Raw genomic sequence first — 24,258 nt, 5'->3', positions numbered from 1 at the left:
AGTTGATTGTAGTGGAAGGTGCGATATCCTCGAAAATGCATTCGCATTTTCTTCGTGCGGTGTTTACTCAAGGAAGCTTATTCAAAGTCCTGCGGGAGTAGCGGGACAGGTGAGACCCCGCAGACGCGCAGCGTCGAGGAGGCTCACCGCCCGCCCCGCGGAAGCGAGCAACCTGGAGCGGAAATCAACGGAAACATTGGTAGGCGAAAAATAACAATTTATACGAAAAGAGCCAAACAAAAAATCATGCCAGAAAAAAGCTGCCCGGAATTGCCATCCGCAGCAGCTGAATAAATTTACAGAGTTCCTTTTATAAAAACATCGACATACCCATAATGAGGGTAGATGCGAGCATTGCAAATATCATTAAATATACAATCACTTTCGCCAATTTCTTATTTGACATTCTATTCCTCCTCGTCCCAATTCTTACTATTATTTTACTAAGAATTTTCAAATTGAACAACCGCTCAATTTTTAAAAGGATTTTCGACATTTTTAACGAATATTTAAATAATAGTCTTAAAATATGCCCGCATTCTGCGGGAAATTGATAATATCCGACATCCATGAGGAGGAAAACAGATGATCCAGAAGGTGGACCATATAGGTATTGCTGTCAGGTCTCTTGATGAAGCGCTTCCATTTTATACTGAAACACTGCAGCTAGAATTTCTCGGAATTGAGGAAGTGGAAAGTCAAGGGGTAAAGGTTGCTTTTATTAAAGCAGGGGAAACGAAACTTGAGTTGCTGGAGCCGACAAGTGAAAAAAGCCCAATTGCCAAGTTTATAGAGAAGCGAGGCGAAGGTCTTCATCATGTAGCATTAGGTGTTGACAGCATACAAGAACGCATTAATCAAATGAAGGAACAGGGCATCAGGATGCTGCAGGATGAACCGAAGATAGGTGCTGGCGGTGCCCAGGTAGCCTTTATGCACCCGAAATCAACAGGCGGCATTTTATATGAATTCTGTGAAAAGAAAGGATTGAAATAAAGCATGGCAGACATCTATGAGAAAATAAATGAGTTATACGACCGCCGCAGGGAAGTCGAACTGGGCGGCGGGGATGAGCGTATACAAAAACAGCATGAAAAAGGAAAACTGACTGCCCGTGAACGAATCGATTTATTAGTTGACCCGGGCACATTCGTTGAGCTGAATCCATTTATTGAGCACCGCAGCACGGATTTTGGATTGGAAAACCAAAAAGGCCCTGGCGACGGTGTTGTAACTGGTTATGGCAAGGTCAACGGCCGGCCTATCTTCTTATTTTCCCAGGACTTTACTGTTTTTGGCGGCGCCCTGGGGGAAATGCATGCAAAAAAAATTGCCAATGTAATGGATTTGGCGGCTGAAAATGGGGCTCCATTTGTAGGCTTGAATGATTCCGGCGGTGCCAGAATTCAGGAAGGGGTTGTTTCCCTTGATGGATATGGTCATATTTTCTACCGGAATTCCATTTATTCAGGAGTGATTCCGCAGATCTCTGTCATTATGGGGCCTTGTGCAGGCGGAGCGGTTTATTCTCCAGCGATCACGGATTTCGTTTTCATGGTGGAAAAAACGAGCCAGATGTTCATAACAGGCCCAAAAGTAATCGAAACGGTGACTGGGGAGAAAATTTCACCGGAGGATCTGGGCGGTGCCCGTGTGCATAACACAATCAGCGGAAACGCACACTTTAGAGGCGAGTCCGAAGAGGAAGTTATAGAGCAGGTGCGAAGTCTGTTAAGCTACCTACCGCAGAATAATGAGGAAAAACCGCCAATGTCAGAACGTGATGAGGACGATGATTACCGTCCGGATTTGACAGACGCCATTCCTTTTGACGCCCTTCGTCCATATGACGTCCGAAAAGTCATTGAACAGGTAGTGGATAAAGATACTTTTATGGAGGTACAGCGTGACTTTGCTAAAAATATTGTAGTCGGGCTTGCCCGAATCAAGGGTGAGACGGTGGGACTTGTCTGCAATCAGCCGAAGGTAATGGCAGGAGGCCTTGATATTGATTCTTCCGATAAGGCTTCAAGGTTTATCCGGTTCTGTGATTCTTTTAATATTCCGCTTATTACATTTGAGGACGTTACAGGCTTTTTCCCAGGTGTTAAACAGGAGCATGGCGGAATCATCCGGCATGGCGCAAAAATACTCTATGCTTACTCAGAAGCAACGGTGCCAAAGCTTACTGTTATTTTAAGAAAAGCATTCGGAGGAGCCTACGTTGCCCTGAACAGTAAATCTATTGGCGCAGATCTTGTATTTGCTTGGCCGAATGCGGAAGTAGCCGTAATGGGCCCTCAAGGTGCAGCCAACATTATTTTTGCAAGGGAAATCCAGAATAGTGAAGATCCCGAGGCCACCAGGGCACAAAAAATCGAGGAATACAGAGAAAAGTTCGCCAATCCATATGTGGCGGCAAGCCGAGGCATGGTGGATGATGTCATCGATCCGCGCGAGACCAGAATCAAGATCATTCAGGCACTTGAAATGCTGCGCAATAAAAAAGAAAGCAGGCCTCATAAAAAGCATGGAAATATCCCGCTATAATGGATTCCTGATTTGCTGTGCCAAAATATTGGAGTTATACTTGCTTAGTAAGCTTAAATTTGGAGGTTTGTACATAAATGATTAATGAGGAACGGTTATTAAACGAATTTCTGGAACTGGTGCAAATTGATTCTGAAACAAAGTATGAAGCTCAAATTGCAAAAGTGCTGAAGAAAAAATTCAGGGATCTTGGGGTTGAGGTATATGAAGACGATACAACTGCACAGACCGGACACGGTGCAGGCAACCTCATCTGCACTCTTCAAGGAACCAAAGAAGGAACAGATATAATTTATTTCACTTCCCACATGGATACGGTTGTTCCTGGAAAAGGAATTAAACCTTCCATCAAGGACGGCTATGTTGTAACCGATGGAACAACGATCCTGGGTGCCGACGACAAGGCAGGACTTGCCGTTATGCTTGAAGTTGTTAAAGTCCTGAAAGAGCAGAATATTGCTCATGGAACTATCCAGTTCATTATCACAGTTGGGGAAGAATCCGGACTGGTCGGAGCGAAGGTTCTCGACCCTTCACTTGTTAAAGCGAAGTTTGGCTACGCACTGGACAGTGACGGCAAAGTCGGAAATATTATCGTTGCCGCCCCGACACAAGCTAAAGTTAAAGCTGCTATTCTAGGGAAAACAGCACATGCCGGTGTAGCCCCTGAGAAAGGCATTTCGGCTATCACTATGGCAGCGAAAGCGATCTCAAGAATGCCGCTGGGCCGTATTGATGAAGAAACAACGGCTAACATTGGCCGTTTTGAAGGCGGACAGCAGACGAATATCGTGTGTGATCATGTTGATATTTTAGCAGAAGCACGTTCATTAATTCCTGAAAAAATGGAACAGCAGGTTGCTAAAATGAAAGAAGCTTTTGAAAGTGCTGCCGAAGAAATGGGGGGCAAAGCTGAAGTGGATGTTCAGGTTATGTACCCTGGCTTTAAATTTGGCGAAGGCGACCATGTCGTTGAAGTAGCCCGCAAAGCGGCTGCAAAGATTGGCCGAAGCTCCGAGCTTCTTCACAGTGGCGGCGGAAGTGATGCGAACGTTATTGCCGGTTTAGGCATACCAACAGTCAACCTTGCTGTTGGCTACGAAGAAATTCATACAACCAATGAGCGCATGCCTATTGAAGAATTAAATAAACTGGCTGAAATGGTCATTGCCATTATCGTAGAAGTCTAAAGTCTAAGCTTAAAGAAAGGGAACCCGAAGCGGTTCTCTTTTTTATATTACAGAATTCAATTAGTTTCCTCACTAGTTAGAAAATAATGGCTATGGTATATTAGTCTTATACATAAGTGTTGTCCGAGGGGGATATGGAATGATTGAAAATAATAAAGCCGTCGTATTCCGGGTTGGAAATGAGGAATATGCCACGCCCATTCCTTTTGTTATATCCATTGAGAAAATGGAAGGCATTACACCGATTCCTCATTTGCCTAGGCATGTAAGAGGAATTGTTAAAGTCAGGGGAGAACTAATTCCCGTTGTTGATTTTGAAGAAATTCTTTACAGCCGGACACTGCCCGATAGCGACTCAGCAAGAGTGATTGTGCTGCAGACAGACGAGCTATCATTCGCAGTGCTAGTGACTGAAGCCAAGGAAATTTTAGATATTCCAGCAGACTGCCTGAAACAGCCAGGTATGATTGCCTATCAAAAAACCAATTATTTTACAGGGGTAGCCAATATCGAAAGTAGGCTGATAACCATAATCGACCCTGCAAAGCTGGTGGAATCCCTGGAAGGAATAAGGGAAATAAAAGAATATATGAAAACGCAGAAAACAACAGCATAGCGGGCGAATTCAAAAACAGAGGAGCAAGATTCTCTGTTTTTGCTTTTATAATCCTCCTAATAAAAGAAAAGAAGAATATCTGCTAAAATAGAAGTGAATGATTTTACAGGGAAGTGCCGGCATGAAGCAAATGTATCCGAAAAACGGGAGAGTTATCCTCCATGTTGATATGAATAGTTTTTATGCTTCGGTTGAGATGGCTTATGATCCCACATTAAAGGGCAAGCCTTTAGCGATCGCAGGCAATCCGGAGGAGAGGCGCGGAATAATCGTGACTTGCAGCTATGAGGCAAGGAGCTTCGGGGTAAAAACCACCATGCCTCTATGGGAGGCTAAAAAGCTCTGTCCCCAGCTGATTATTATGAAACCAAATTTTGAGAGATATCGTGCAGCTTCTATGGGAATGTTTGATATATTGCACGAATATTCCACCCTTGTTGAACCTGTATCCATTGATGAAGGATATGTGGACATTACAGACAGCTATGAGTTTGGGAGCCCAATAGAAATTGCTGAGACGATACAGAAGCAGATTTTCCAGCAGCTTGATTTGCCCTGCAGCATCGGTGTTGCACCCAACAAATTTCTAGCCAAGATGGCTTCTGACATGAAAAAACCGATGGGGATTACAGTTCTCAGAAAAAGAGATGTACCCCATATTTTATGGCCGATGCAAGTGGAAGAAATGCACGGAGTCGGCGAGAAAACCGGGGAAAAGCTGAGAAATCTCAACATCGCCACAATCGGCGAATTGGCAAAAGCGGATGAAATTATATTAAAAGCAGCCCTGGGCATCAATGGCCCTAGACTCAAACAAAAAGCTAATGGCCAAGATCTTAGAAAAGTCGATCCGGAATCGGCATCTGAATTTAAAAGTGTGGGGAATTCGACTACACTCCCAAGGGATGTTTCAAATCAAAGAGAGCTGCTTCAGGTGTTTGAAAAATTGGCTGCACAGGTTTCTTCCAGACTGAAGAGGAAAAAGGTAATGGCGGTTTCTCTGGGGATTACCATTAGGTATAAGGACCGAAAAACGATTACCAGAAGCCGCAAACTGAAGAATCCGATTCAGCAGGATGAAGAAATTTTTCAAATGGCAAAAGAGCTTTTTATTAAACATTGGAATGGAAACGCAGTACGATTGCTTGGCATTACAGGAACAGACCTTGTCGAACCCGAACAGGCGGTTAAACAGCTGGATCTATTCAGTTTTGAAAAAGATGCCAGAAAGGAGCCGTTGTTTCAGACAATGGATCTTTTGCGCAAGAAATATGGGACTAAAATAATCGACAATGCAGGTGCACTTTCGGAAATGAAATTGACCCGCCCCAAAATTGGCACTGATACCAGCTTTAATAAAGACTTTTTGCATAGCAGGCCTGGAAGGGGCAATAAAAAAGAAAAAGATGATATTTCATGAGTTTTTCAGGCGGCTATAAGCTAAACTAAGACAGGAAAGTTGAATAAGAATAGGAATCTTGCTAAAGTAAAGTGGATTCTTTTATTGGATTAAATGTTCATAAAAACTCTTAATGAAATCTTTTTTTGAACAAGCAATTACACGCATAAAGGCTAGAAGGGAAGTAATAAAAAGATGATGAAATCACAGTTTGGTGTTATCGGCTTAGCCGTAATGGGCAAAAATCTTGCCATGAATATTGAAAGCAGAGGTTACTCTGTATCCGTTTTTAACCGGTCACGTGAAAAAACGGATGAGATGCTTAGGGAAGTGGAAGGAAGAAATTTTAAAGGTACATATACACTTGAAGAGTTTGTGGATTCCCTGGAAAAACCGCGCAAAATCATGCTTATGGTTAAAGCAGGCGGTCCGACAGATGCGACAATTGAGCAGTTAAAGCCCTTATTGGATAAAGGGGATATTCTGATTGATGGCGGAAATACCTTCTTTGTGGACACACAGCGCCGCAATAAGGAATTAAGCGAGCTGGGCATCCACTTCATCGGTACAGGCGTATCCGGCGGTGAAGAGGGCGCATTAAAAGGGCCTTCCATTATGCCTGGCGGCCAAAAAGAAGCCTACGAGCTGGTTGCCCCGATTTTTCAAGATATCGCGGCAAAGGTTAGTGGTGAAGCATGCACAACATACATCGGTCCGGATGGGGCAGGCCATTATGTGAAAATGGTCCACAACGGCATTGAATACGGTGATATGCAGCTGATTTCCGAATCTTATTTTCTTTTGAAAAATGTGCTTGGTTTGACTGCTGAAGAGCTTCATGAAGTATTTGCCGATTGGAATAAAGGTGAGCTTGACAGCTATCTAATTGAAATCACGGCTGATATCTTCACGAAAAAAGATGATGAAACCGGCAAGCCGCTGGTAGATGTCATCCTTGACACAGCTGGCCAAAAGGGAACCGGCAAATGGACAAGCCAAAGTGCGCTTGACCTCGGTGTACCGCTTCCAATCATTACTGAATCCGTTTTTGCCCGATTCATTTCTGCTATGAAAGAAGAGCGTGTCAACGCAAGCAAAGTTCTGCGGGGGCCAGCTGCATCGGAATTCACCGGCGATAAAAAAGCCTTTATCGAAAGTGTCCGCAAAGCCCTTTACATGAGCAAAATCTGCTCATACGCACAAGGCTTTGCTCAAATGAGAGCAGCATCCGAAGAATATGGATGGGATCTTAAATACGGCGATATTGCTATGATTTTCCGCGGCGGATGCATTATCCGTGCCCAATTCCTTCAAAAAATTAAGGAAGCATATGACCGTGAGCCTGGTTTAAAGAACCTGCTTCTTGATCCGTATTTCAAGGAAATCGTAGAAAGCTACCAGGATGCTACCCGTGAAATTATCAGTACGGCTGTGAAGAACGGCATCCCTGTACCATGCTTCTCTGCTGCGCTGTCCTATTATGACAGCTACCGCACTGAAACTTTGCCTGCAAACCTTCTTCAGGCACAGCGTGACTACTTTGGCGCACACACTTATCAGCGTACAGACAAAGAAGGCATTTTCCATACCAATTGGATGGAGTAATATAAAAAAACAGCGTCCAAAAGGCGCTGTTTTTTTGTAATTGCAGGAAGCTGGATCATGGCATTTACTAAACGACCCCCCCTGCCGCGGCAGGGGGGGTCGAAAATTATTTAGCATTGTTCAACATCAAGGTCTGTTACTGGCCACCAGAAGAAACCGTCTTTTTCAAGCAGCTGGTCTGCTTCTTTTGGACCCATTGAACCGGATTCGTAGTTAGGGAAGCCATCTTCTTTAGTGTTTTCCCATACGTCGGAAATTTTGTCGACAAAGCTCCAGGAAAGGGCCACTTCATCCCAGTGGGTAAAGTTGGTTGCGTCTCCGCGCATGCAATCATATAATAGCCTTTCATAAGCCTCAGGCGTATTCATGTCATCGATGCCTTTGTTGGCAAAGTTTAATTTTACTGGTGTGGCTTCCATGTTTTGACCTGATTTTTGTGCATTCAAATAAAGGGTAATGCCTTCTTCAGGCTGAATATGGATGACCAGAAGGTTCGGATTTAACGTTTGCTCAGTCTGATAATATAAGTTCATCGGAATATCCTTGAACTGGATAACAATTTTCGTTGATTTTGCAGCCATTCTTTTTCCAGTGCGAATGTAGATTGGCACACCTGCCCAGCGGAAATTGTCAATCATCAGCTTGCCAGCAACATAAGTTTCGGTGTTTGATTGTTCATCCACCATCGGTTCTTCATTGTAAGCTGGGACTTCCTGTCCGTTTATTTGGCCTTTTCCATATTGGCCGCGGACAAAGTATTCTTTCACCTGATCGCCTTCAAGCGGACGCATGGCTCTTAAAACCTTCACTTTTTCAGATCTGATCTCATCCGTTGTCAGCCGGATTGGCGGTTCCATTGCCAGGAGGGCAACCATTTGCATCATATGGTTTTGAACCATGTCACGAAGAGCGCCGCTTTTTTCATAGTAACGGCCGCGTTCTTCTACACCCAGTACTTCGCTTGATGTAACCTGGATATTTGAGATGTAGCGATTGTTCCATAAAGGTTCGAAAATGGCATTGGCAAAACGGATAACTTCAATATTTTGCACCATATCTTTCCCTAAGTAGTGGTCAATCCGGTATATTTCATTTTCTGAAAAAGCTTTTCGAATTTGCTTATTAAGCTGTTTCGCTGATTCCAAATCATGACCAAAAGGCTTTTCAATGACAAGACGCTTAAAGCCGTCCACATCCGTCAGGCCATCTGCTTTTAAATGCTCTGCAATGGTTCCGAAAAATTCAGGAGCCATGGCAAGGTAGAAAATGCGGTTGCCTTCAAGGGAATAATGAGCATCCAATTTTTCGGCCATACTCTTTAATGCCAAATAGGAGCTTGAATCCGTCACATCATGCGAATGGTAGTAAAAATGAGAAATAAAATCTTCAAGTTCTCCATTATCTTTAATAGCTGACTCAACAGAGGTTTTGACACTTGCCTGAAATTCATCATTTGAGAGCGGCCTTCTGGCAATCCCGACTACCGCGAAACGTTCAGACAGCCTTCCTTTTTTGTACAAGCGGTAAAGTGAGGGAAATAATTTTCTTTTTGCCAAATCCCCCGTTGCCCCAAATATCATTATTAATGCGGTCGGTTTTTCGTTTGATTTCACGATTCTAGAACCTCTTTTCGACAAAATTCTGTATGTAAGGCTGGACTGACATTTGTCCGCCAGCAGCTTTAGAAAAAGCTGTTATATTGCATTCGTAAAAAAACGTCTGTACAAGTATAAAATTGTATCTGTTTAAAGCTATTTTCGCAAATATTAAGTTTGTCCTTTTTAACATAGTTTCTTTCTAAAGGCCAGGAACTATCCTGTCAAATAAAACAAAAACCAATTGTTTTAGAATGAATTCCGAGGATGCTATGGTATATTGGTTATATTCGAATTGGCAAGGCCTGACAGGTTTTTAATCCGAACTGCCGGAAAGGAGGCTGTTTTTTCAATGGATGTTTTTTTCTTGGGAACGGGTGCAGGAATTCCAGCAAAACTGAGGAATGTATCTTCGATGGCTTTAAAGCTCCTGGATGAAAGAGGGTGCATTTGGCTTTTTGACTGTGGGGAAGCTACTCAGCACCAAATTTTACATACAAGCATTAAACCAAGGAGAATTGAAAAAATCTTTATTACCCATCTTCATGGAGATCATATTTATGGTCTGCCCGGATTGCTGTCCAGCCGCTCTTTTCAGGGCGGTGATACTGAGGTGACTCTCTATGGACCAAAAGGGCTGAAAGAATATATTGAAGTCTCGCTCTCTATCAGCGGCACATACCTGAAATACCCTTTGAAAGTTGCTGAAATCAGTGATGGCACTATATTGGATGAAAAAGACTTTAAGGTGGAAGCGCGCTTGCTCGAGCACGGGATTCCTTCATATGGCTACCGGGTTACTGAAAAGGACCGTCCGGGAACATTGCTCGCGGATAAGCTTGCTGAAGCGGGAATCAAACCGGGTCCAATATATAAGAAAATAAAAAATGGCGAAAACATAGAGCTTGAGGATGGGAGTATTCTGGAAGCAAAGAACTTTCTGGGCCCTGCTCAAAAGGGAAGAATTATCACGGTTCTGGGAGATACCAGAATCTGCGATGCGGCAATAGAATTAGCTGCTCATGCTGATCTATTAATTCATGAGGCAACCTTCTCGCAAGGGGAAGAAAAGCTTGCATACGATTATTTTCATTCGACAACCCTGCAGGCTGCCAAAGTCGCGCGCAAGGCGAATGCAAGGAAACTTTGCCTGAATCATATCAGTTCACGATATGAACGCCAGGATTGGGAACAGCTTTTGAAGGAATCGCAGACAATTTTCCCCAATACGGTAATTGCTGAGGACTTTAAAGAAATTCATATACCGCTTGATAAAGGAGAGGAGAATTAATTGAAAACTTTCTATATCGTGCGCCATGCAAAGGCTGAGGGCCAGCCTTTTTCCGCCAAATTGACAGAAAGCGGAAGGGAACAGGCATTAAAACTAATTGATTTCTTTAAAGGAAAGGAAATTAATCGCATATACTCAAGCCCTTTTGTGCGGGCGATTGAAACTATTCGGCCGCTTGCACAGTCGAGAAATCTTGAGATTGTTGAGGAAAGCCGTTTGGGGGAAAGGGTGCTAAGCTCTATTCTTTTTGATGATTGGCAGGAGAAGCTTAAGCAGAGCTTTTCCGATTTTGATCTGGTTTTCGAAGGTGGAGAATCCCATTCGTCAGGTATGGAACGAGCTGCTTCCCTGCTGGGTGAATTAATTGCTTCTAATGAAAATCATTTCGTTCTGGTCAGCCATGGCAATTTATCCACTTTGCTGCTGCGCTATTTCGATGAAAATGCAGGCTTTGAGCATCTTATGAAGATGAGCAACCCGGATGTTTTCGAAATTAAGGCAGATAGCGATGGTGCGGTTTGGAGGCGGATTTGGAACGAAAAGTAATGACTGGAAAAATTGAATTTTTCAAATTTGGCATTGACGGTTTCCTGCAGGCATAATATAATCACACTTATACTTTAAAACATTATATTAAAAAGCTATGAAGAGACTCTATTAAGTCTTATCTCCCTGTTTATAGAGAGCCAGTGGATGGTGGAAACTGGCACAAAGATAAGATGAATTTCATCTTGGAGCTTTTCTTTTCTGCACTATAGCAGAAAAGACGGTTAATCCGTTATATTTCGAGTGGAAAGTCACATGCTTTCAAAAAGGGTGGTACCGCGTGAATCTGATTCGCGTCCCTTTTGAAGTATGTGGCTTTTTTGTTTTTTTGGAAAAATATCTTAAAATGGAAATCCGGCCGGTTTCTATTAAGAATAGCTGCAGGCACCCGCTTATTGGCGTCTGGAGCTAGACAGTTATCGAATTTCAGAACTTTATACTCTCTTATTTTTAAATTATGGAGGTACAGGCATGCAGCAAAATGAGCAATGGTCATCGAAGATTGGATTTATTTTAGCCTCGGCCGGTTCGGCAATCGGACTTGGAGCTATCTGGAAGCTTCCGTATGTGACGGGAACAAGCGGTGGCGGAGCATTTATATTATTATTTCTGTTATTTTCCCTTTTAATTGGTTTTCCGCTTTTGCTGGCTGAGTTTGTGATCGGCCGCAGCACGGGGAAAGAGGCAATCTCGGCATATAAGGATATTGCTCCGGGAACTAAGTGGCACTGGATTGGCTACCTTGGCGTATTTACCTGTTTTCTGCTTTTATCGTTTTATAGTGTGATAGGCGGGTGGATTCTGAAGTACATTGTTTACGGGGTTACCGGTTCTATGAATGGAGCCGGCAATTACGAAGAGCTATTTGGCGCATCGGTGTCAGACTCTGTGTCTGTTGTAGCGGCACAAGGGATCTTTTTATTCATAACTGTTTTAGTGGTGGCTAAGGGCATCCAGAAGGGTATCGAGCAGGTCAGCAAAATTATGATGCCGGCTTTGTTCCTTTTATTTATTATCTTGATTGCACGATCTCTAACACTGGATAATGCCATGGAAGGCGTCTCATTCTTCTTAAAGCCTGATTTTTCAAATTTAACGTCTGAAACCGTCCTTTATGCGATGGGTCAATCGTTTTTCTCTCTAAGTGTCGGGGTATCGGTTATGGTAACGTACAGTTCTTATCTATCTAAGAATGAAAATTTGATGCAGCCCGCCTTTTCCGTTGTCGGAATGAATTTATTTATCTCGATTCTTGCTGGATTGGCTATTTTCCCGGCCGTTTTCTCACTGGGATTTGAGCCTGCTGCAGGTCCTGGTTTATTGTTCATTGTCCTGCCATCTGTTTTTGATCAGATTCTGTTTGGGCGAGTGTTTTTGCTCTTATTCCTTGCACTGTTTCTATTTGCAACCCTAACTTCCGCTTTTTCAATGCTCGAGATTGTGGTGGCTGCTCTGACGAATAAGAAGGGCAGGGGCAGAAACCGTGCAGCCTGGCTGACAGGATTGGCAATCTTTATCGTGGGAGTCCCATCGGCACTTTCCTTCAGCAGCCTTTCAGATATTTCAATTTTCGGCAAAACGATTTTTGACAGTGCCGATTTTCTTGTCAGCAATGTATTAATGCCGGTAGGGGCACTGTTTATTTCTATTTTTGTTTCATACAAAATGAAGGAAGACCTGCTGAGAAATGAATTGATTCAAGGTTCAAAATCGCTGAATGGGATTTTTTCCGCGTGGTATTTCCTTCTGCGTTATGTGGTGCCTTTGGTTATCATCATTGTATTCCTTGATTCACTGCAGATTATTTAATAGGAAAGGGATGGTGGTTCACCATCCCTTTTCTCTTTATGTTATAAATTAAATCCATCCGCGCTCATATTGCTTAGGCGGTTCGATTAATGCGCCAAGTTCTTTTGCTGCCGTACGAGGCCAGTAAGGATCTCTCAGCAATTCCCTCGCAATGAATATTAAATCTGCCCGTCCGTTTTGCAGGATTTCTTCGGCCTGCAGGCCGGATGTAATTAGCCCGACCGCACCAGTCTGAATATTGGCACCTTCCTTAATGGTTTCAGAGAATTTGACCTGGTAGCCCGGGTAGCTATTTATTCTAGCCGGCACTACTGCTCCGGAACTTACGTCAATAAGATCCACTCCCTGCTCCTTCATCCATTTGCCCATTTCTGCATAATCCTCTGCAGTTAACCCTTCATCATGATAATCATGTGCTGATACTCTAACAAATAAAGGTCCATCCCAAACGGCTTTAACTGCTTCAATGACTTCACGGAGGAAACGGTAGCGGTTTTCGGCTGATCCCCCATACTCATCACTTCGCTTATTGCTTAGCGGTGAAAGAAACTCATTAATCAGGTAGCCGTGTGCCGCATGGATTTCAATTACTTCAAAGCCGGCTTTTTTCGCTCTTTCAGCACCTCTTTTGAATGCCTCCACAGTTTCGGACACTTCTTCTTTTGTCATTTCTTTAGGTGTTTTCATTTTTTCATTAAAAGCAACAGCCGATGGGGCGAGAATTTCCCCTTCGACAGTCGCTTTTCTGCCGGCATGTGCAAGCTGTATCCCGGCTGATGCCCCGTGTTCTTTCATTAGCCCGGTTAATTCTCTCAGGCCTGCGATATGGTCATCGCTCCATATTCCCAGATCCTGCGGAGAAATACGTCCCTGCGGAGTTACAGCAGTTGCCTCCAGGATGATTAATCCTACCTGGCCAACAGCCCGGCTCGTATAATGTGTCCGGTGCCAGTTTTCAACCATGCCGTCTTCATTATGGCTTGAGTACATGCACATCGGTGCCATAACAATTCTGTTTTTAAAGGTGACTCCTTTAATCGTTAAAGGGGAAAAAAGCTTTGTTTCCATAATCAATGCCTCCTTATTTCGTTATCCTAAATATTGAGTATATCAGGCGATTCCGCAAATGAAAAAGAACATGCACTTTAGAAGGTGTTTGCTTTCTTCAGCGCTTATTCCTCAGTTCGCTTAATTTATATAATGTACCTCTCCAGACTATACCGCCCCTTACAAATGTTAGAATGCTGGCACGGATTATGGAATAAATAAACAGGAGAGCTGTAATTGGAAATACTACAAACAGAAGCGGAGAAAATTTGGACATTCTTTTTGTAATGATTGTATAAACGCCTGCTATAAAAATGATGTTTGCTAGGCTTAAATTGAAAATAATTTTATCAGCTGAAAAAATTGTGATAAAGGGAAGCACCTGAGAAATGAATGTTCCGGCAATTGCAAACAGAACCATGCTTACCCGGTAATGAAGGCCTGCAAAAGTATTTTTCTCCAATCCTTTGAAGGCTTCTTTTAAGCTTTCATACCATTCAACTTCAATCAGGTCCATCGCCGTTGCAAATTTCTGTTTGAGGCCATTTTGTTTCATTCTCATTCCAAGCATTAAATCATCATCAGGCCGCATTTTTATTGCTTTATGTGTTCCGATTGCTTCATAGGATTGCCTGGATACCATGTTAAATGCCCCAATGCCAATGCCGGTCTTGGAACGTGGATTGTTCGCCAGCCAAGGGCGTTTATAATATGAAAAGCCGAAAAGAAAAAAAGCAATGAAGGTGTTGAGCCAGAAACTCCTTCCCTTTAAGCTTGGTGCTGCAGTCAAATGGTCAAGCTTATTTTTTGTAAAATCATGAACCGCTTTGCCGAGGGCATCCTTCTTAAATAACACATCGGCATCTGTGAACAAGATTATTTCCCCTGATGACTCCAAATACCCCTTGTAAAGGGCATGGTTTTTTCCAAGCCACCCACCGGGGAGAGTCTTGATATCGATACACTTAACCCTTGAATCACTTTTCTGGAGGCGGTCCAGGATGCTTCCTGTGCTGTCGGTTGAACGGTCATTGACCAATATCCATTCAATGCGTTTGTAGCTTTGCTGCAGCTGGGTTTTTAAGCTTTCCGCAAGTTTGGCTTCTTCATTCCTTGCCGCTGTTATAACAGAAAGAAGGGGGCCTTCAGTCATCGTATCGCTATCTTCAAGGCGGTCCAGGCTTTTTAGTCCCAGAGCGGCATCAATTAGTACTGCAATCCATACAAGGAGGCTTGCGCTTAATAGAATAATGAGCATTTGCAGGTTTCTCATCCTTTTTTCATAGTTTGCAATAAGAAGACTATTTACAGGGGAGATGCCCCCAGCTACATTTTCACTGTGCTGCTGAAGCTTTGGCCAAGCCGCCTGGATTGGGCTGTCGCTTCCTTGATGCATTCAATAAAGGCTCTCTGCACCCCGTTGGCTTCAAGCACTTTTACACCTGCTTCGGTGGTGCCGCCGGGGCTTGTTACTTCCTTCCTAAGCTGGTGAGGGTCCTTGGCCGACCTGGCCAGCATTTCGGCTGCCCCGATGAGGGTCTGGATGATGAATTCTTTCGCCATCTCCTTTTCGAGCCCGATTTCTTCCGCGCTTTTTTCCATGGCTTCCGCAAGATAGTAAATATATGCCGGTCCACTGCCTGACAGGCCCGTAACAGCATCCAGCTGTCTTTCCTCTACAAACGCTGACTTTCCCACTGTATCAAAAATGCCTCTTACTGTTTCCATCTGTTCTTTGGTCACTCTTTCATTAGCCGATAAGGCGCTCGCTGACTTTCCGACGGCTGCCGATGTATTCGGCATGGCTCTCACGACTGGCAGCTTTTTTTCCGCCAAACGTTCAATGCTTTCGATTGAAACGCCAGCCAGAACGGAAATGATCAGCATATCTTCCTGTAAATAAGGTTTTATTAGAGTGATTGCATCCGCTGCATCTTTTGGCTTCATCGCTAAAATAACAGTTTCAGCCCCCCTGAACAGTTCACTGAGATTATAAGTTGCCTGAACGCCATAGGCCTTTTGCATGGATTGCAGCTTTTCCCTGCTGCATTTGTTTGTGACCCAAATATTGCTGCCGGTAATGAGCCGGCTTTCAATCATTCCTGATATTAACGCTTCTGCCATTGATCCTGCTCCAACAATAGCTAATTTTTTCATTTGCTGTTATTCCTCCTTTATTGTTCAAAATGCCGGCTGACTAAAATAAAAAAAGCCTTTCCATCCTGTAAAGGACGAAAAGACTATGCTTCCGCGGTACCACCTTCATTGCCTTTTCCTTCTTAGTGCAGCATGCCTGCTGCAGCCGCTGTCTTTTGAAAAGGCATCTCGATCCCGATAACGCCGGGGGTGCGTTTAGGTTTTCCTAACAGCTCATAAGGCAGGTTCAATGGTCAAGTGGACGGTGAAGCCTTTCAGCCGCTGAGCTTCACTCTCTTTCGCCGTTTTCCATTTACTAATCTTATTCATCGCTATTTTTCTGCTGTCCAATATTGCAGCTTTGGTCTGTTAAATCAAATTTTAATTGTGATTATGCAAGAAGACACGCTTACTTGTCAAGCGGTATTTTCCAAAAAAATATTAATAATGTGCAAAAATTATGTGAAAATAATGACAATCGGTAAAAAGAACGGTACACTTATTTTTATATATGAAGATTTCTAAATTTTGTTATGGAATTTCGGTAATTTGTACGCATGGCAAATGCTGATATTTTAAGGGTGAAACAGGTTGGCTTATCTAAAGGGCATATGGACTGTATGACTTGGATGGCCTGCGGAAGTATAAAAAAAACAGCTTTATTTTATTTAAATATAGTGATTTTAGGGGGATTGTTAAAATGGCAAAATGGAAGGATGGAATTGCAAAACTTGTTATCCCGACACCTTTTCCTGTCGGCGACGTTAATGTATATGCAGTAAAAGGGGAAAAGCTGACTCTTGTGGATGCCGGCCCTAAAACGGATGAAGCGTGGGAAGCCCTAAAATCCCAGCTTAAAGAGCTGAATTTAACTCCCGGTGATTTTGAACAGGTTGTCCTTACACATCATCATCCCGATCATGCCGGGCTGCTTGACTTTTTTCCAGACTATCTCGATGTGTTCGGGCACCCGGTTAATCAAAGGTGGCTGTCCCGGACGGACCAGTTTCTAAAATTTCATGATGAATTCTACATAAAACTTTTTAACGAATTTGGGATTCCTGAAAGTTATTTTTCCTTTATAAACAAGATGAAAAAGACTCTGCGCTATTCCTGCAATCGTACCCTGACAGGCGAACTGAAGGAAGGCAGCCAGCCTGAAGGGCTGGACGATTGGACGGTAATGGAGACACCTGGGCATGCACAGAGCCATATAGGTTTGTTCAGGGAGAAAGATGGTGTATTCCTTGGAGGAGACCATTTGCTTGCACATATTTCTCCCAATCCCATCCTGGAGCCGCCGCTTCCTGGCAATACGGAACGGCCGAAGCCGCAGCTTCAGTATAACGAGTCGCTGAAAAAGCTGCGGCAGCTGCCAATTTCCCTTTTTTACTCTGGACATGGAGAGGATATTACAAATGTGAATGAGTTAATAAACGAAAGGCTTGGCCGCCAGCATGAGCGGGCAATGAAAGTAAAGGCATGGCTTGAGTCTGAATCGCTCACTGTTTTTGAAGTGTGCCGCCGCCTGTTTCCGAAAGTTTATGAGAAGGAGCTTTCCCTGACGATTTCCGAAACGGTCGCTCAGCTTGACTATTTGCATTCAATAGGAGAGATTTATATAAATAAAGAGGAGGAAGCATTCTTGTATTCCGCATCAAAAGAGGTGGTTTGATTTGTCAGACAGATTAAAAAATAAAAATGTGATTATCACAGGTGCATCTGGAGGAATTGGGGCCCAAATGGCTTTCCTTTGTGCCGAGAGAGGAGCAAACCTTGTCCTTCTTGCCCGCAGCCTTGACAAATTGCAGGAACTGCAGGCAGATTTGCAGAGGCGTTTTACAGTGGATGTTTACATACATAAACTCGATGTTTCGGACACTGACGAAGTCTCGGCTGTTTTTTCCGAGGTACTTGCCCGGTTTGATCACATAGATGTTCTTGTGAATAATGCCGGGTTCGGAGTTTTCCGGGAGGCACATGAAGCAAAAGTTGAAGAAATAAAGGGAATGTTTGATGTAAATGTAGTTGGTTTAATGGCTTGCACCAGCATGGTGCTGCCGGTGATGAGGAAACAGAGGAGCGGCCATATTATCAACATCGCCTCACAGGCGGGCAAAATTGCCACACCGAAATCCAGTATCTATTCCGCAACCAAGCATGCTGTTCTTGGCTATACGAACAGCCTTCGGATGGAGCTTGATGACAGCAATGTGTTTGTGACTGCTGTTAATCCTGGACCGATTGAGACAAACTTCTTCAATATTGCCGATGAAAAAGGCACATATGTGAAAAATGTCAGCAAGTATATGCTTAAGCCCGAGTATGTGGCGCTTAAAGTAGTCAATGCCATGCTGATGCCAGTCAGGGAAATTAATCTCCCGCGGTGGATGAATGCGGGAAGCATTATCTATACACTTTTTCCAGGACTGTTCGAAAAAATTGGAAAACGTGCATTTAATCAGAAATGAAAAAGGAGCCGGAGCAATCGCTTCGGCTTCTTTTTCATTCAAAAATATGGTGAATCAGTAATATACCCGTATACCACATCATTTACTATTTCATGCAGCTCGCTGTCTGCTTCTTTATTTTTCTCCTCTATGACTTTATTGAATATCTCTGCAAATTCCCTGCTTTCAAACATAATGGAATGGCTGTCCTTGTTATATTGCTTTAAACAGTTTTGAACCATTTTATATATCAGTTTTTTGTTCATTATTTTTGCACCTCAAGCTGATTATACTGGTTTCTGGTAATATCGGCACCTGGCAAAAGAACCTGTTTTAAGAAAAACCGCGTAAAATTTCCATTGAAACCGAACGCATATTCGCTTAATATAATGGGTATACATATACAGAACGGATGTTCTTGTTTATTTTTTGTTTGGATTCGGGCGCTGCCGACCTGCATAAGCCGGTGCGGTGCCTTGCGCTTTTCTGAAGGAGGATGTCGAAGTCATGGTTGATTACAGCGCAATGCCGAATAATCAAATTTTGTGTGTTGATATGAAGAGCTTTTATGCAAGCTGTTCTGCTGTCATGCTTGGTCTGGATCCCCTTGACTGCTATCTTGTGATTGCGGGGAATGTGGAACGGAAGGGCAGCGTTGTTCTGGCTGCCTCTCCGCGAATGAAAAAAGAGTTTGGGATAAAGACAGGGGCCCGCCTTTTTGAGGTTCCCAATGACCCGCGCATTAGAATTGAGGAGCCGAAAATGGCGACTTATTTAAGAATCTCCACTGAAATCACCAGGGTGTTTAACCGTTATGTCCCCAAGGAAGCCATCCATACCTACAGTGTCGATGAAAGTTTTATAAAAGTAGACGGCGCAGTGCATCTATGGGGTGATGCCCGGACAATTGCCTGGAAAATAAAAGATGATATTGAACGGGAATTTCAGCTCCCCTGTGCCATAGGAATAGGGCCTAATTTGCTTATGTCAAAGCTCTGCCTGGATCTTGAAGCGAAAAAAAAGGGAGTTGCTGAATGGACGTATGAAGATGTGAAAACAACGCTGTGGAATGTATCCCCTTTAAGGGAAATGTGGGGCATCGGCCGCCGTGTTGAAAAGACATTGAATGGAATGGGGATTTTTACAGTCGGACAGCTTGCCCGCTATGATCTGGCTAAGCTTGAAAAAAAGTTTGGGATTATGGGCAATCAGCTCTATCACCATGCATGGGGTATTGATCTGTCGGAAATAGGGGCACCGATCATGGAAGGGCAGATCAGCTTTGGGAAAAGCCAGATTTTACTGAGGGATTACAAAGAGGAAAAGGAAATTAAGCATGTGGTCCTTGAGATGTGTGAGGAAGTGGCAAGAAGGGCCCGCAGCCACCGTAAAGCCGGCAGGACCATCAGCTTTGGCCTTGGCTACAGCCAGGATGAATTCGGAGGAGGCTTTTACCGCTCAAGGACAGTTGACCAGCCAACCAATATTACGATGGATCTTTACCGCGTCTGCCTCGAGCTTTTTGACGAGAATTTTGAGGGCAAAACAGTGCGTCAGATTTCCATTTCCCTCGGCAATATTACGGATGACTGCGAAATGCAGCTGAATCTGTTCGATTTGGATGGATGGAAAAAAAGGGAGCTCGGCTACACAGTGGACCGGATCCGCTCCAAGTTTGGAGGGGGAGCTCTGCTGAGAGCCGTCTCTTATACAAGCGCAGGAACCGCCAAGCACCGTGCGACATTGGTTGGCGGCCATAAAATGTAAAAGGGGGGTCAGCTTATGATTCGCGATCGGGGCAGAATAAAATGGACTTCTATGATGCTGCCGGAACATGTAAAGCTCTTAAGAGACTGGGCAGAGGAAGATACGTACGAGCAAGAGCGGGAATTGGATGAGCAGAAATTTGAATATATGAATGAAATTCTTTCGGAGGCAATGGAATTTCAAAAAAGCGTTACACTTACTCATTACAGGGGCAGGAATTATGAACTGGTCATCGGGAGCATCCATTATTGGGATGAACTTGGCCAAAAGCTTCATATTGTTGATCGATTTGGGGAAATTCATCATATTTCCATTAACGCTATAGCGGATGCGCGGTTCACGGATGAATAGAGCTGTCTGAACTGGATGAATTTAAAACGGGTAGTTTTTGGACGTGGGAAGCATCTTAACAGCAGGGAGGTGTATGAAATATGCCTAGAGGAAAAGAACTGGAACAGCTGCCGATGGCTAATATCGCACCAGGGGCCGGAGAAGACAGTACGGACAGGGACCGGGAACTGCTTCAAGGGATTGTACAGGATGAAAGAGCAACACCCGCAGGAATAAAAAATGAAAAAAAACGGGGATGATTGTCCCCGTTTTCCACCCTTATTGATTGTCATCGAGAGCTTTCTCCGCACGGACACAGGATTGAAAAGTTCCTTTATGAGTGCCATCACAAAATGGGATTTTCGAGGATCTTCCGCAGCGGCAAAGGGAGAAGGTTTGTTTTGTTTCAAATTTATTGCCATCCATATCAATTAATTCTACATCACCTGTTACACGAAACGATCCATTATCCATTACTTTAATCTGCGCCTTTGACATATCCAATCATCCTTTCACAATTTTGGTGGCTGAATAAGCAACTGTCTCTTTCAGAAGCATGTTATTCCTAACTGTGTTAAAATACAGCATATGCAAAGGGGAGGTAGTTTTAAACATGGAAATTGCATTAACTGAATTGGCGGCAGAAAAATTATCGGGACGGATTGCCGGCAAAGATGGATTCATAAGGCTTAAGTATGATATAGATGGCTGCGGCTGTGTTGTAAGCGGAGTGACGGCACTCTGGCTTGTTGACGAGCTTGATGATGATGACAGGGAAATCAAAACGAACACCGGCAGCATATATGTGGAAAAATCAAAGGAAGTATTTTTAGATGACGATTTGATAATAGACTTTTCAGAGAAGGCAAACTGCTTTCAGTTAAAAAGTCCGAATCAGTATTTAAACCCGAGAATGAGCTTTATTGATAAAACAAAATAATGATGTAGCAGGCGGCCGCTGTGGGAAGGCGGTCTTTTTTAATTGGTTACATAGGTAAAAATACCCTTCCAAAATTCTGGAAAATAAGGTTTTAATATATTAGTAAAAGGTTACAGGCTAAATAGAATAACAATAACAAAGATGTTTGTCATTATTGTTGAAGAGAGTGCTGATTGGGGGAGATTCGAATGAAGCAGAGATTATTTTTGCTGGCGGCAGCTTTCCTGATTTTGTCAGGTTGCAGTAAAGCAACAATGGGCCAGGCGATTGATGATGGAATTCCATTCAATGTAAAAGAAGTCTTACATAAAGAAAAAGTAAAAGATGGAGTCATACTGCTGTATTTAACGCAGCAGAATGATGGACAAAACGAAGTCGAGGCCATGGCGGCTGCCTATTTGAAGGGCAGTGACAATAAAGGCTGGAAAAATGAAGGCCATAACCATTGGGAACATTATGAGAATGAACATATGACCGTTTATACAGATACTTTTTATGATTACGATAAGGAAGGTAAATTAGAAAACAGATTACCGATTATTTTTGGTGAGATTCAGAGCGGGGATATTAAAAAAGTAGAGGTAGCCGGCAAGGAAGAGAAATTTGAAGAAGCGGCTATTATTAAAAAAGAAAACAAACGCTATTATTTTAAAATGGGAGATTTTCATACTGCAAGAGGGCTGTCGGCAGAGGGGAAGGAAATCATAAAGAAAAAGAAAAATTAGAGGATCCTATATGAAGCAGCTGGCTCACATTGAAGCCAGCTGTTTCTATTGTGATAAAGTATCTTTGCTGCTGACATACTGATCCAAAAACTCGTCGATGACTTTTTCATAATCTTCTCTGTTTTCATTGAAGGATTGGGCATGGATCCCATTGACAGCAAGGTAAAGTTGTTTAGGGCCTTTTTTCTTCTCGTATAAAGCCTCGGACATGGTCGGCAAAATAAAATCATCTTTTTCACTGTGTATGAACAGGATGGGTTTCTTTATATTTTCAATAACGGAAATAGGCGATACATCTGCGATGGAGTATTTCTCGCGCATCCGCAGAAATAGATCGGCAACAGGCAAAAAGAACTTTGGCGACAGCTTCATTTCTGCTTTCAGACGGTAAGTCAGCTGCTCTTTAAAGTCTGAAAAAGGGCAATCGGCGATGTAAAAGTCGGCACCGTCTTCGAGCATTCCCGCATAGAGGATCATTGTAGCAGCTCCCATGCTTTCGCCATGAATGCCAATCTGAATATTTGGCCCTTTTTCCGCTTTAAGCCAATCAATAATAGCTTTTAAATCAAACTTTTCATAATGCCCGTAACTTGTCGTTCTTCCTCCGGATTCTCCGTGGCGGCGATGATCATAGATAACCGCATTAAATCCCCGGTCCAAAAAGAGGTTCATATATTTAATCGAGTTCATTTTATTTTCCGTAACCCCGTGGGAAATAACAATATAGCGACTATTTTTATGCGGTTCGACAGCAACGGCTTTTAAGTTATAGCCAAATGGGGAGGGAATAAGCACTTCTCTTTTTGGCAGGCTTTCATACTTGATAAGATCAAGTCTGCCGGACTCCTTCTCCCTTTCTAAAATAAAGTCATCTTCCTTCTTTTTCATAAACATAAGCCTATTTGTAAAATAGACGCCGAGTGATGAAAGAAAGAGTACGATGGAAAATAAATAACGTAAAAACCTTCTCAAACCCATCCCTCCATCTTTTTTCTTTATTTTACCATTCTGGATAAAATTAAAACAGAGATGTGAGCCGGGACATGCTGAATTTCATGAAGGACTCTCAGCATGAAAAAAGCCGCTTTGCGGCGGCTTATTGCTTTGCGTTTTGTCTTTTAGTTGGATGAATCGCCTTTTCTAATTCTTCGGCAGCAATCGTCTGGTTTACTGTATCGGAATTCGGCTTCCCCTTCTGGCTATATCCTTTATCGCGTTTTTGGCTCATTGGATTATCCCCCTTTTTATAGGCTTCAGCTGATTTGAATTCGTCAGCTGCTTTAGCAGTTGCTTTCATCTAATAAGATGCTATAATAGAGGGCGCATTATTCATCTTAAGAAGCTGCTATTGAACAGTTTGAGCGTTCAGCCTGAAATAGGTGCTTTCAATCGGCCTGGAAAGATGAGGCTGAACAATTTTTACCGCTTCCATTAAGTGATCAAGGTTAACATTGGTTTCAATTCCCATACGCTCAAGCATATAAACAACATCTTCAGTTGCCGCATTGCCTGCAGCGCCTGGGGCAAATGGGCATCCGCCAAGTCCTCCGGCGGAAGTATCAAATCGGTCGACACCTGCCTGTAAGGCTGCAAAAATATTAGTAAGGGCCATTTTTCTTGTGTCATGGAAATGTGCAGTCAGCAGGGTAGTTGGAAACTCTTCTTTTAAACGGGAAAAAAGCCCGTGCGACTCATGGGGAGCAGCCATCCCGATTGTATCTGCCACGCTTAATTCATCAGCCCCTGCCTCAACAAATTGACGGCATAGTCCAACTGTATCTTCAGGATTGATTGCTCCTTCATACGGGCAATGAAATGCCGTGGAGATGCAGGCGCGGACAAAGTAACCTTTCTCCTTCAGTTCTCCGATAATCGGCTTTAGTTCATCCATGCTTTCCTGAGTGGATTTATTGATATTTTTCTTATTAAACGTATTGCTTACACCGACGAAAACGGCAACAGCCCGGCATTCAGTCATATATACCCTGTCAATGCCCTTGCGGTTTGGGGCCAGCACGATATCCCTTGTATTTGCATCAAGGCAATCTGCCGTAATTTCAGCTGCATCCCCCATCTGCGGGACCCACTTCGGAGACACAAATGAAGTAAGCTCCAATTCTGTTAATCCTGCATTTTTTAAACTTCTGATAAAGTCTTTCTTGACTTCGGTGGGTACAAAGGCCTTTTCATTTTGCAGTCCATCCCGCGGGCCAACTTCAATAATTGTTACTTTATTTGGAAATGCAAGCGTCATGTTTTCCT

The 24,258-nt window shown here is 43.3% G+C and carries 26 protein-coding genes and 2 other annotated features; of the genes, 16 read left to right on the top strand and 10 right to left on the bottom strand.

Annotated features, from left to right (window positions below):
- Positions 1-310: 310 nt before the first annotated feature.
- Positions 311-406, bottom strand: coding sequence for a stressosome-associated protein Prli42 (gene prli42, locus IRB79_RS21330; RefSeq protein WP_152539676.1), 96 nt, complete (start codon positions 404-406; stop codon positions 311-313).
- 179 nt (positions 407-585) lie between these two features.
- On the opposite strand from prli42, the gene mce reads away from it, so the two are divergent.
- The 6 genes from mce to gndA all read left to right on the top strand — a co-directional run bounded on the left by mce (position 586) and on the right by gndA (position 7,360).
- On the top strand, positions 586-996 hold the full coding sequence (mce, locus tag IRB79_RS21325) for a methylmalonyl-CoA epimerase (protein ID WP_243504786.1): 411 nt from the start codon (positions 586-588) through the stop codon (positions 994-996).
- A 3-nt stretch (positions 997-999) separates the two neighbouring features.
- Positions 1,000-2,550 (top strand): acyl-CoA carboxylase subunit beta, encoded by a 1,551-nt coding sequence (locus tag IRB79_RS21320; protein ID WP_009332865.1) that lies wholly within the window; start codon positions 1,000-1,002, stop codon positions 2,548-2,550.
- A gap of 77 nt (positions 2,551-2,627) precedes the next feature.
- On the top strand, positions 2,628-3,740 hold the full coding sequence (locus IRB79_RS21315; RefSeq protein WP_243504784.1) for a M20/M25/M40 family metallo-hydrolase: 1,113 nt from the start codon (positions 2,628-2,630) through the stop codon (positions 3,738-3,740).
- 139 nt (positions 3,741-3,879) lie between these two features.
- Complete coding sequence (locus IRB79_RS21310) at positions 3,880-4,356, top strand: chemotaxis protein CheW (RefSeq protein WP_243504783.1); 477 nt, start codon at positions 3,880-3,882, stop codon at positions 4,354-4,356.
- A 121-nt stretch (positions 4,357-4,477) separates the two neighbouring features.
- Positions 4,478-5,776: a DNA polymerase IV gene (locus IRB79_RS21305; RefSeq protein ID WP_243504781.1), complete on the top strand. Its 1,299-nt coding sequence runs from the start codon at positions 4,478-4,480 to the stop codon at positions 5,774-5,776.
- 174 nt (positions 5,777-5,950) lie between these two features.
- Positions 5,951-7,360: an NADP-dependent phosphogluconate dehydrogenase gene (gene gndA, locus IRB79_RS21300; protein WP_243504778.1), complete on the top strand. Its 1,410-nt coding sequence runs from the start codon at positions 5,951-5,953 to the stop codon at positions 7,358-7,360.
- 110 nt (positions 7,361-7,470) lie between these two features.
- On the opposite strand, the gene zwf is transcribed toward gndA, so the two are convergent.
- Positions 7,471-8,940 (bottom strand): glucose-6-phosphate dehydrogenase, encoded by a 1,470-nt coding sequence (gene zwf / locus IRB79_RS21295; protein ID WP_431833450.1) that lies wholly within the window; start codon positions 8,938-8,940, stop codon positions 7,471-7,473.
- Between the two features lie 367 nt (positions 8,941-9,307).
- On the opposite strand from zwf, the gene rnz reads away from it, so the two are divergent.
- The 3 genes from rnz (at position 9,308) to IRB79_RS21280 (ending at position 12,601) form a co-directional block, all read left to right on the top strand.
- Positions 9,308-10,246, top strand: coding sequence for a ribonuclease Z (rnz, locus tag IRB79_RS21290; protein WP_243504775.1), 939 nt, complete (start codon positions 9,308-9,310; stop codon positions 10,244-10,246).
- Entirely contained in the window at positions 10,247-10,792 is a 546-nt protein-coding gene (locus IRB79_RS21285; RefSeq protein ID WP_243504773.1) for a histidine phosphatase family protein, read from the top strand.
- An 88-nt stretch (positions 10,793-10,880) separates the two neighbouring features.
- Positions 10,881-11,096: a binding site (T-box leader), on the top strand.
- Between the two features lie 167 nt (positions 11,097-11,263).
- Positions 11,264-12,601 carry a sodium-dependent transporter gene (locus IRB79_RS21280; RefSeq protein WP_243504771.1) on the top strand — a complete coding sequence of 446 codons (1,338 nt, stop codon included), beginning with the start codon at positions 11,264-11,266 and terminating at the stop codon, positions 12,599-12,601.
- A 48-nt stretch (positions 12,602-12,649) separates the two neighbouring features.
- Here IRB79_RS21280 and namA read toward each other — a convergent pair whose 3' ends face one another.
- The 3 genes from namA to proC form a co-directional block, all read right to left on the bottom strand.
- Complete coding sequence (namA, locus tag IRB79_RS21275) at positions 12,650-13,669, bottom strand: NADPH dehydrogenase NamA (protein ID WP_243504770.1); 1,020 nt, start codon at positions 13,667-13,669, stop codon at positions 12,650-12,652.
- Between the two features lie 97 nt (positions 13,670-13,766).
- A complete protein-coding gene (locus tag IRB79_RS21270) occupies positions 13,767-15,044 on the bottom strand; it encodes a glycosyltransferase family 2 protein (RefSeq protein ID WP_243504768.1) in 1,278 nt (425 codons plus the stop codon).
- Entirely contained in the window at positions 14,975-15,805 is an 831-nt protein-coding gene (gene proC, locus IRB79_RS21265; RefSeq protein ID WP_243504766.1) for a pyrroline-5-carboxylate reductase, read from the bottom strand. Before proC ends, IRB79_RS21270 begins: the two co-directional genes overlap by 70 nt.
- A 67-nt stretch (positions 15,806-15,872) precedes the next feature.
- Positions 15,873-16,123, bottom strand: a binding site (T-box leader).
- A gap of 361 nt (positions 16,124-16,484) precedes the next feature.
- Here proC and IRB79_RS21260 point away from each other — a divergent pair.
- Positions 16,485-17,459 carry an MBL fold metallo-hydrolase gene (locus IRB79_RS21260; protein ID WP_243504764.1) on the top strand — a complete coding sequence of 325 codons (975 nt, stop codon included), beginning with the start codon at positions 16,485-16,487 and terminating at the stop codon, positions 17,457-17,459.
- 1 nt (position 17,460) lies between these two features.
- Positions 17,461-18,255 (top strand): SDR family NAD(P)-dependent oxidoreductase, encoded by a 795-nt coding sequence (locus tag IRB79_RS21255; protein ID WP_243504761.1) that lies wholly within the window; start codon positions 17,461-17,463, stop codon positions 18,253-18,255.
- A 38-nt stretch (positions 18,256-18,293) separates the two neighbouring features.
- On the opposite strand, the gene IRB79_RS21250 is transcribed toward IRB79_RS21255, so the two are convergent.
- Entirely contained in the window at positions 18,294-18,500 is a 207-nt protein-coding gene (locus IRB79_RS21250; RefSeq protein WP_243504758.1) for a YqzH family protein, read from the bottom strand.
- A 241-nt stretch (positions 18,501-18,741) separates the two neighbouring features.
- Between IRB79_RS21250 and IRB79_RS21245 the strand changes: the two genes are divergently transcribed.
- The 3 genes from IRB79_RS21245 (at position 18,742) to IRB79_RS21235 (ending at position 20,591) form a co-directional block, all read left to right on the top strand.
- A complete protein-coding gene (locus IRB79_RS21245) occupies positions 18,742-20,001 on the top strand; it encodes a Y-family DNA polymerase (RefSeq protein WP_243504756.1) in 1,260 nt (419 codons plus the stop codon).
- Between the two features lie 15 nt (positions 20,002-20,016).
- Entirely contained in the window at positions 20,017-20,352 is a 336-nt protein-coding gene (locus IRB79_RS21240) for a YolD-like family protein (protein ID WP_243504754.1), read from the top strand.
- A gap of 80 nt (positions 20,353-20,432) precedes the next feature.
- Entirely contained in the window at positions 20,433-20,591 is a 159-nt protein-coding gene (locus tag IRB79_RS21235) for a hypothetical protein (protein ID WP_206838387.1), read from the top strand.
- Positions 20,592-20,610: 19 nt separating this feature from the next.
- Here IRB79_RS21235 and IRB79_RS21230 read toward each other — a convergent pair whose 3' ends face one another.
- On the bottom strand, positions 20,611-20,829 hold the full coding sequence (locus IRB79_RS21230; protein ID WP_243504752.1) for a CDGSH iron-sulfur domain-containing protein: 219 nt from the start codon (positions 20,827-20,829) through the stop codon (positions 20,611-20,613).
- Between the two features lie 115 nt (positions 20,830-20,944).
- Here IRB79_RS21230 and IRB79_RS21225 point away from each other — a divergent pair, with 115 nt between their 5' ends.
- Both IRB79_RS21225 and IRB79_RS21220 read left to right on the top strand, forming a co-directional pair.
- The gene (locus IRB79_RS21225; protein ID WP_206838383.1) at positions 20,945-21,271 is read left to right on the top strand and encodes an iron-sulfur cluster biosynthesis family protein; all 327 of its coding nucleotides are present in this window, start codon (positions 20,945-20,947) and stop codon (positions 21,269-21,271) included.
- A 188-nt stretch (positions 21,272-21,459) separates the two neighbouring features.
- Positions 21,460-21,996 (top strand): hypothetical protein, encoded by a 537-nt coding sequence (locus IRB79_RS21220; protein ID WP_243504750.1) that lies wholly within the window; start codon positions 21,460-21,462, stop codon positions 21,994-21,996.
- A 45-nt stretch (positions 21,997-22,041) separates the two neighbouring features.
- Here IRB79_RS21220 and IRB79_RS21215 read toward each other — a convergent pair whose 3' ends face one another.
- The 3 genes from IRB79_RS21215 to IRB79_RS21210 all read right to left on the bottom strand — a co-directional run bounded on the left by IRB79_RS21215 (position 22,042) and on the right by IRB79_RS21210 (position 24,250).
- On the bottom strand, positions 22,042-22,968 hold the full coding sequence (locus IRB79_RS21215) for an alpha/beta hydrolase (RefSeq protein ID WP_243504748.1): 927 nt from the start codon (positions 22,966-22,968) through the stop codon (positions 22,042-22,044).
- A gap of 124 nt (positions 22,969-23,092) precedes the next feature.
- Positions 23,093-23,224, bottom strand: a complete 132-nt coding sequence (locus IRB79_RS28085) for a hypothetical protein (protein WP_269082991.1) — start codon at positions 23,222-23,224, stop codon at positions 23,093-23,095.
- A gap of 117 nt (positions 23,225-23,341) precedes the next feature.
- Positions 23,342-24,250, bottom strand: coding sequence for a hydroxymethylglutaryl-CoA lyase (locus IRB79_RS21210; RefSeq protein ID WP_243504746.1), 909 nt, complete (start codon positions 24,248-24,250; stop codon positions 23,342-23,344).
- Between the last annotated feature and the right edge of the window lie 8 nt (positions 24,251-24,258).

The sequence above is a fragment of the Cytobacillus oceanisediminis genome (genome assembly GCF_022811925.1).
Taxonomy (GTDB): domain Bacteria; phylum Bacillota; class Bacilli; order Bacillales; family Cytobacillaceae; genus Cytobacillus; species Cytobacillus oceanisediminis_D.
This window is presented reverse-complemented; position numbering and strand designations above follow the sequence as displayed.

Excerpts from the sequence above, each read along its gene's own strand:
- prli42 (WP_152539676.1), bottom strand. The coding sequence starts at position 406 with ATGTCAAATAAGAAATTGGCGAAAGTGATTGTATATTTAATGATATTT.
- mce (WP_243504786.1), top strand. The coding sequence starts at position 586 with ATGATCCAGAAGGTGGACCATATAGGTATTGCTGTCAGGTCTCTTGAT.
- IRB79_RS21320 (WP_009332865.1), top strand. The coding sequence starts at position 1,000 with ATGGCAGACATCTATGAGAAAATAAATGAGTTATACGACCGCCGCAGG.
- IRB79_RS21315 (WP_243504784.1), top strand. The coding sequence starts at position 2,628 with ATGATTAATGAGGAACGGTTATTAAACGAATTTCTGGAACTGGTGCAA.
- IRB79_RS21310 (WP_243504783.1), top strand. The coding sequence starts at position 3,880 with ATGATTGAAAATAATAAAGCCGTCGTATTCCGGGTTGGAAATGAGGAA.
- IRB79_RS21305 (WP_243504781.1), top strand. The coding sequence starts at position 4,478 with ATGAAGCAAATGTATCCGAAAAACGGGAGAGTTATCCTCCATGTTGAT.
- gndA (WP_243504778.1), top strand. The coding sequence starts at position 5,951 with ATGATGAAATCACAGTTTGGTGTTATCGGCTTAGCCGTAATGGGCAAA.
- zwf (WP_431833450.1), bottom strand. The coding sequence starts at position 8,940 with ATGATATTTGGGGCAACGGGGGATTTGGCAAAAAGAAAATTATTTCCC.
- rnz (WP_243504775.1), top strand. The coding sequence starts at position 9,308 with ATGGATGTTTTTTTCTTGGGAACGGGTGCAGGAATTCCAGCAAAACTG.
- IRB79_RS21280 (WP_243504771.1), top strand. The coding sequence starts at position 11,264 with ATGCAGCAAAATGAGCAATGGTCATCGAAGATTGGATTTATTTTAGCC.
- namA (WP_243504770.1), bottom strand. The coding sequence starts at position 13,669 with ATGGAAACAAAGCTTTTTTCCCCTTTAACGATTAAAGGAGTCACCTTT.
- IRB79_RS21270 (WP_243504768.1), bottom strand. The coding sequence starts at position 15,044 with ATGCATCAAGGAAGCGACAGCCCAATCCAGGCGGCTTGGCCAAAGCTT.
- proC (WP_243504766.1), bottom strand. The coding sequence starts at position 15,805 with ATGAAAAAATTAGCTATTGTTGGAGCAGGATCAATGGCAGAAGCGTTA.
- IRB79_RS21260 (WP_243504764.1), top strand. The coding sequence starts at position 16,485 with ATGGCAAAATGGAAGGATGGAATTGCAAAACTTGTTATCCCGACACCT.
- IRB79_RS21250 (WP_243504758.1), bottom strand. The coding sequence starts at position 18,500 with ATGAACAAAAAACTGATATATAAAATGGTTCAAAACTGTTTAAAGCAA.
- IRB79_RS21245 (WP_243504756.1), top strand. The coding sequence starts at position 18,742 with ATGGTTGATTACAGCGCAATGCCGAATAATCAAATTTTGTGTGTTGAT.
- IRB79_RS21240 (WP_243504754.1), top strand. The coding sequence starts at position 20,017 with ATGATTCGCGATCGGGGCAGAATAAAATGGACTTCTATGATGCTGCCG.
- IRB79_RS21235 (WP_206838387.1), top strand. The coding sequence starts at position 20,433 with ATGCCTAGAGGAAAAGAACTGGAACAGCTGCCGATGGCTAATATCGCA.
- IRB79_RS21230 (WP_243504752.1), bottom strand. The coding sequence starts at position 20,829 with ATGTCAAAGGCGCAGATTAAAGTAATGGATAATGGATCGTTTCGTGTA.
- IRB79_RS21225 (WP_206838383.1), top strand. The coding sequence starts at position 20,945 with ATGGAAATTGCATTAACTGAATTGGCGGCAGAAAAATTATCGGGACGG.
- IRB79_RS21220 (WP_243504750.1), top strand. The coding sequence starts at position 21,460 with ATGAAGCAGAGATTATTTTTGCTGGCGGCAGCTTTCCTGATTTTGTCA.
- IRB79_RS28085 (WP_269082991.1), bottom strand. The coding sequence starts at position 23,224 with ATGAGCCAAAAACGCGATAAAGGATATAGCCAGAAGGGGAAGCCGAAT.
- IRB79_RS21210 (WP_243504746.1), bottom strand. The coding sequence starts at position 24,250 with ATGACGCTTGCATTTCCAAATAAAGTAACAATTATTGAAGTTGGCCCG.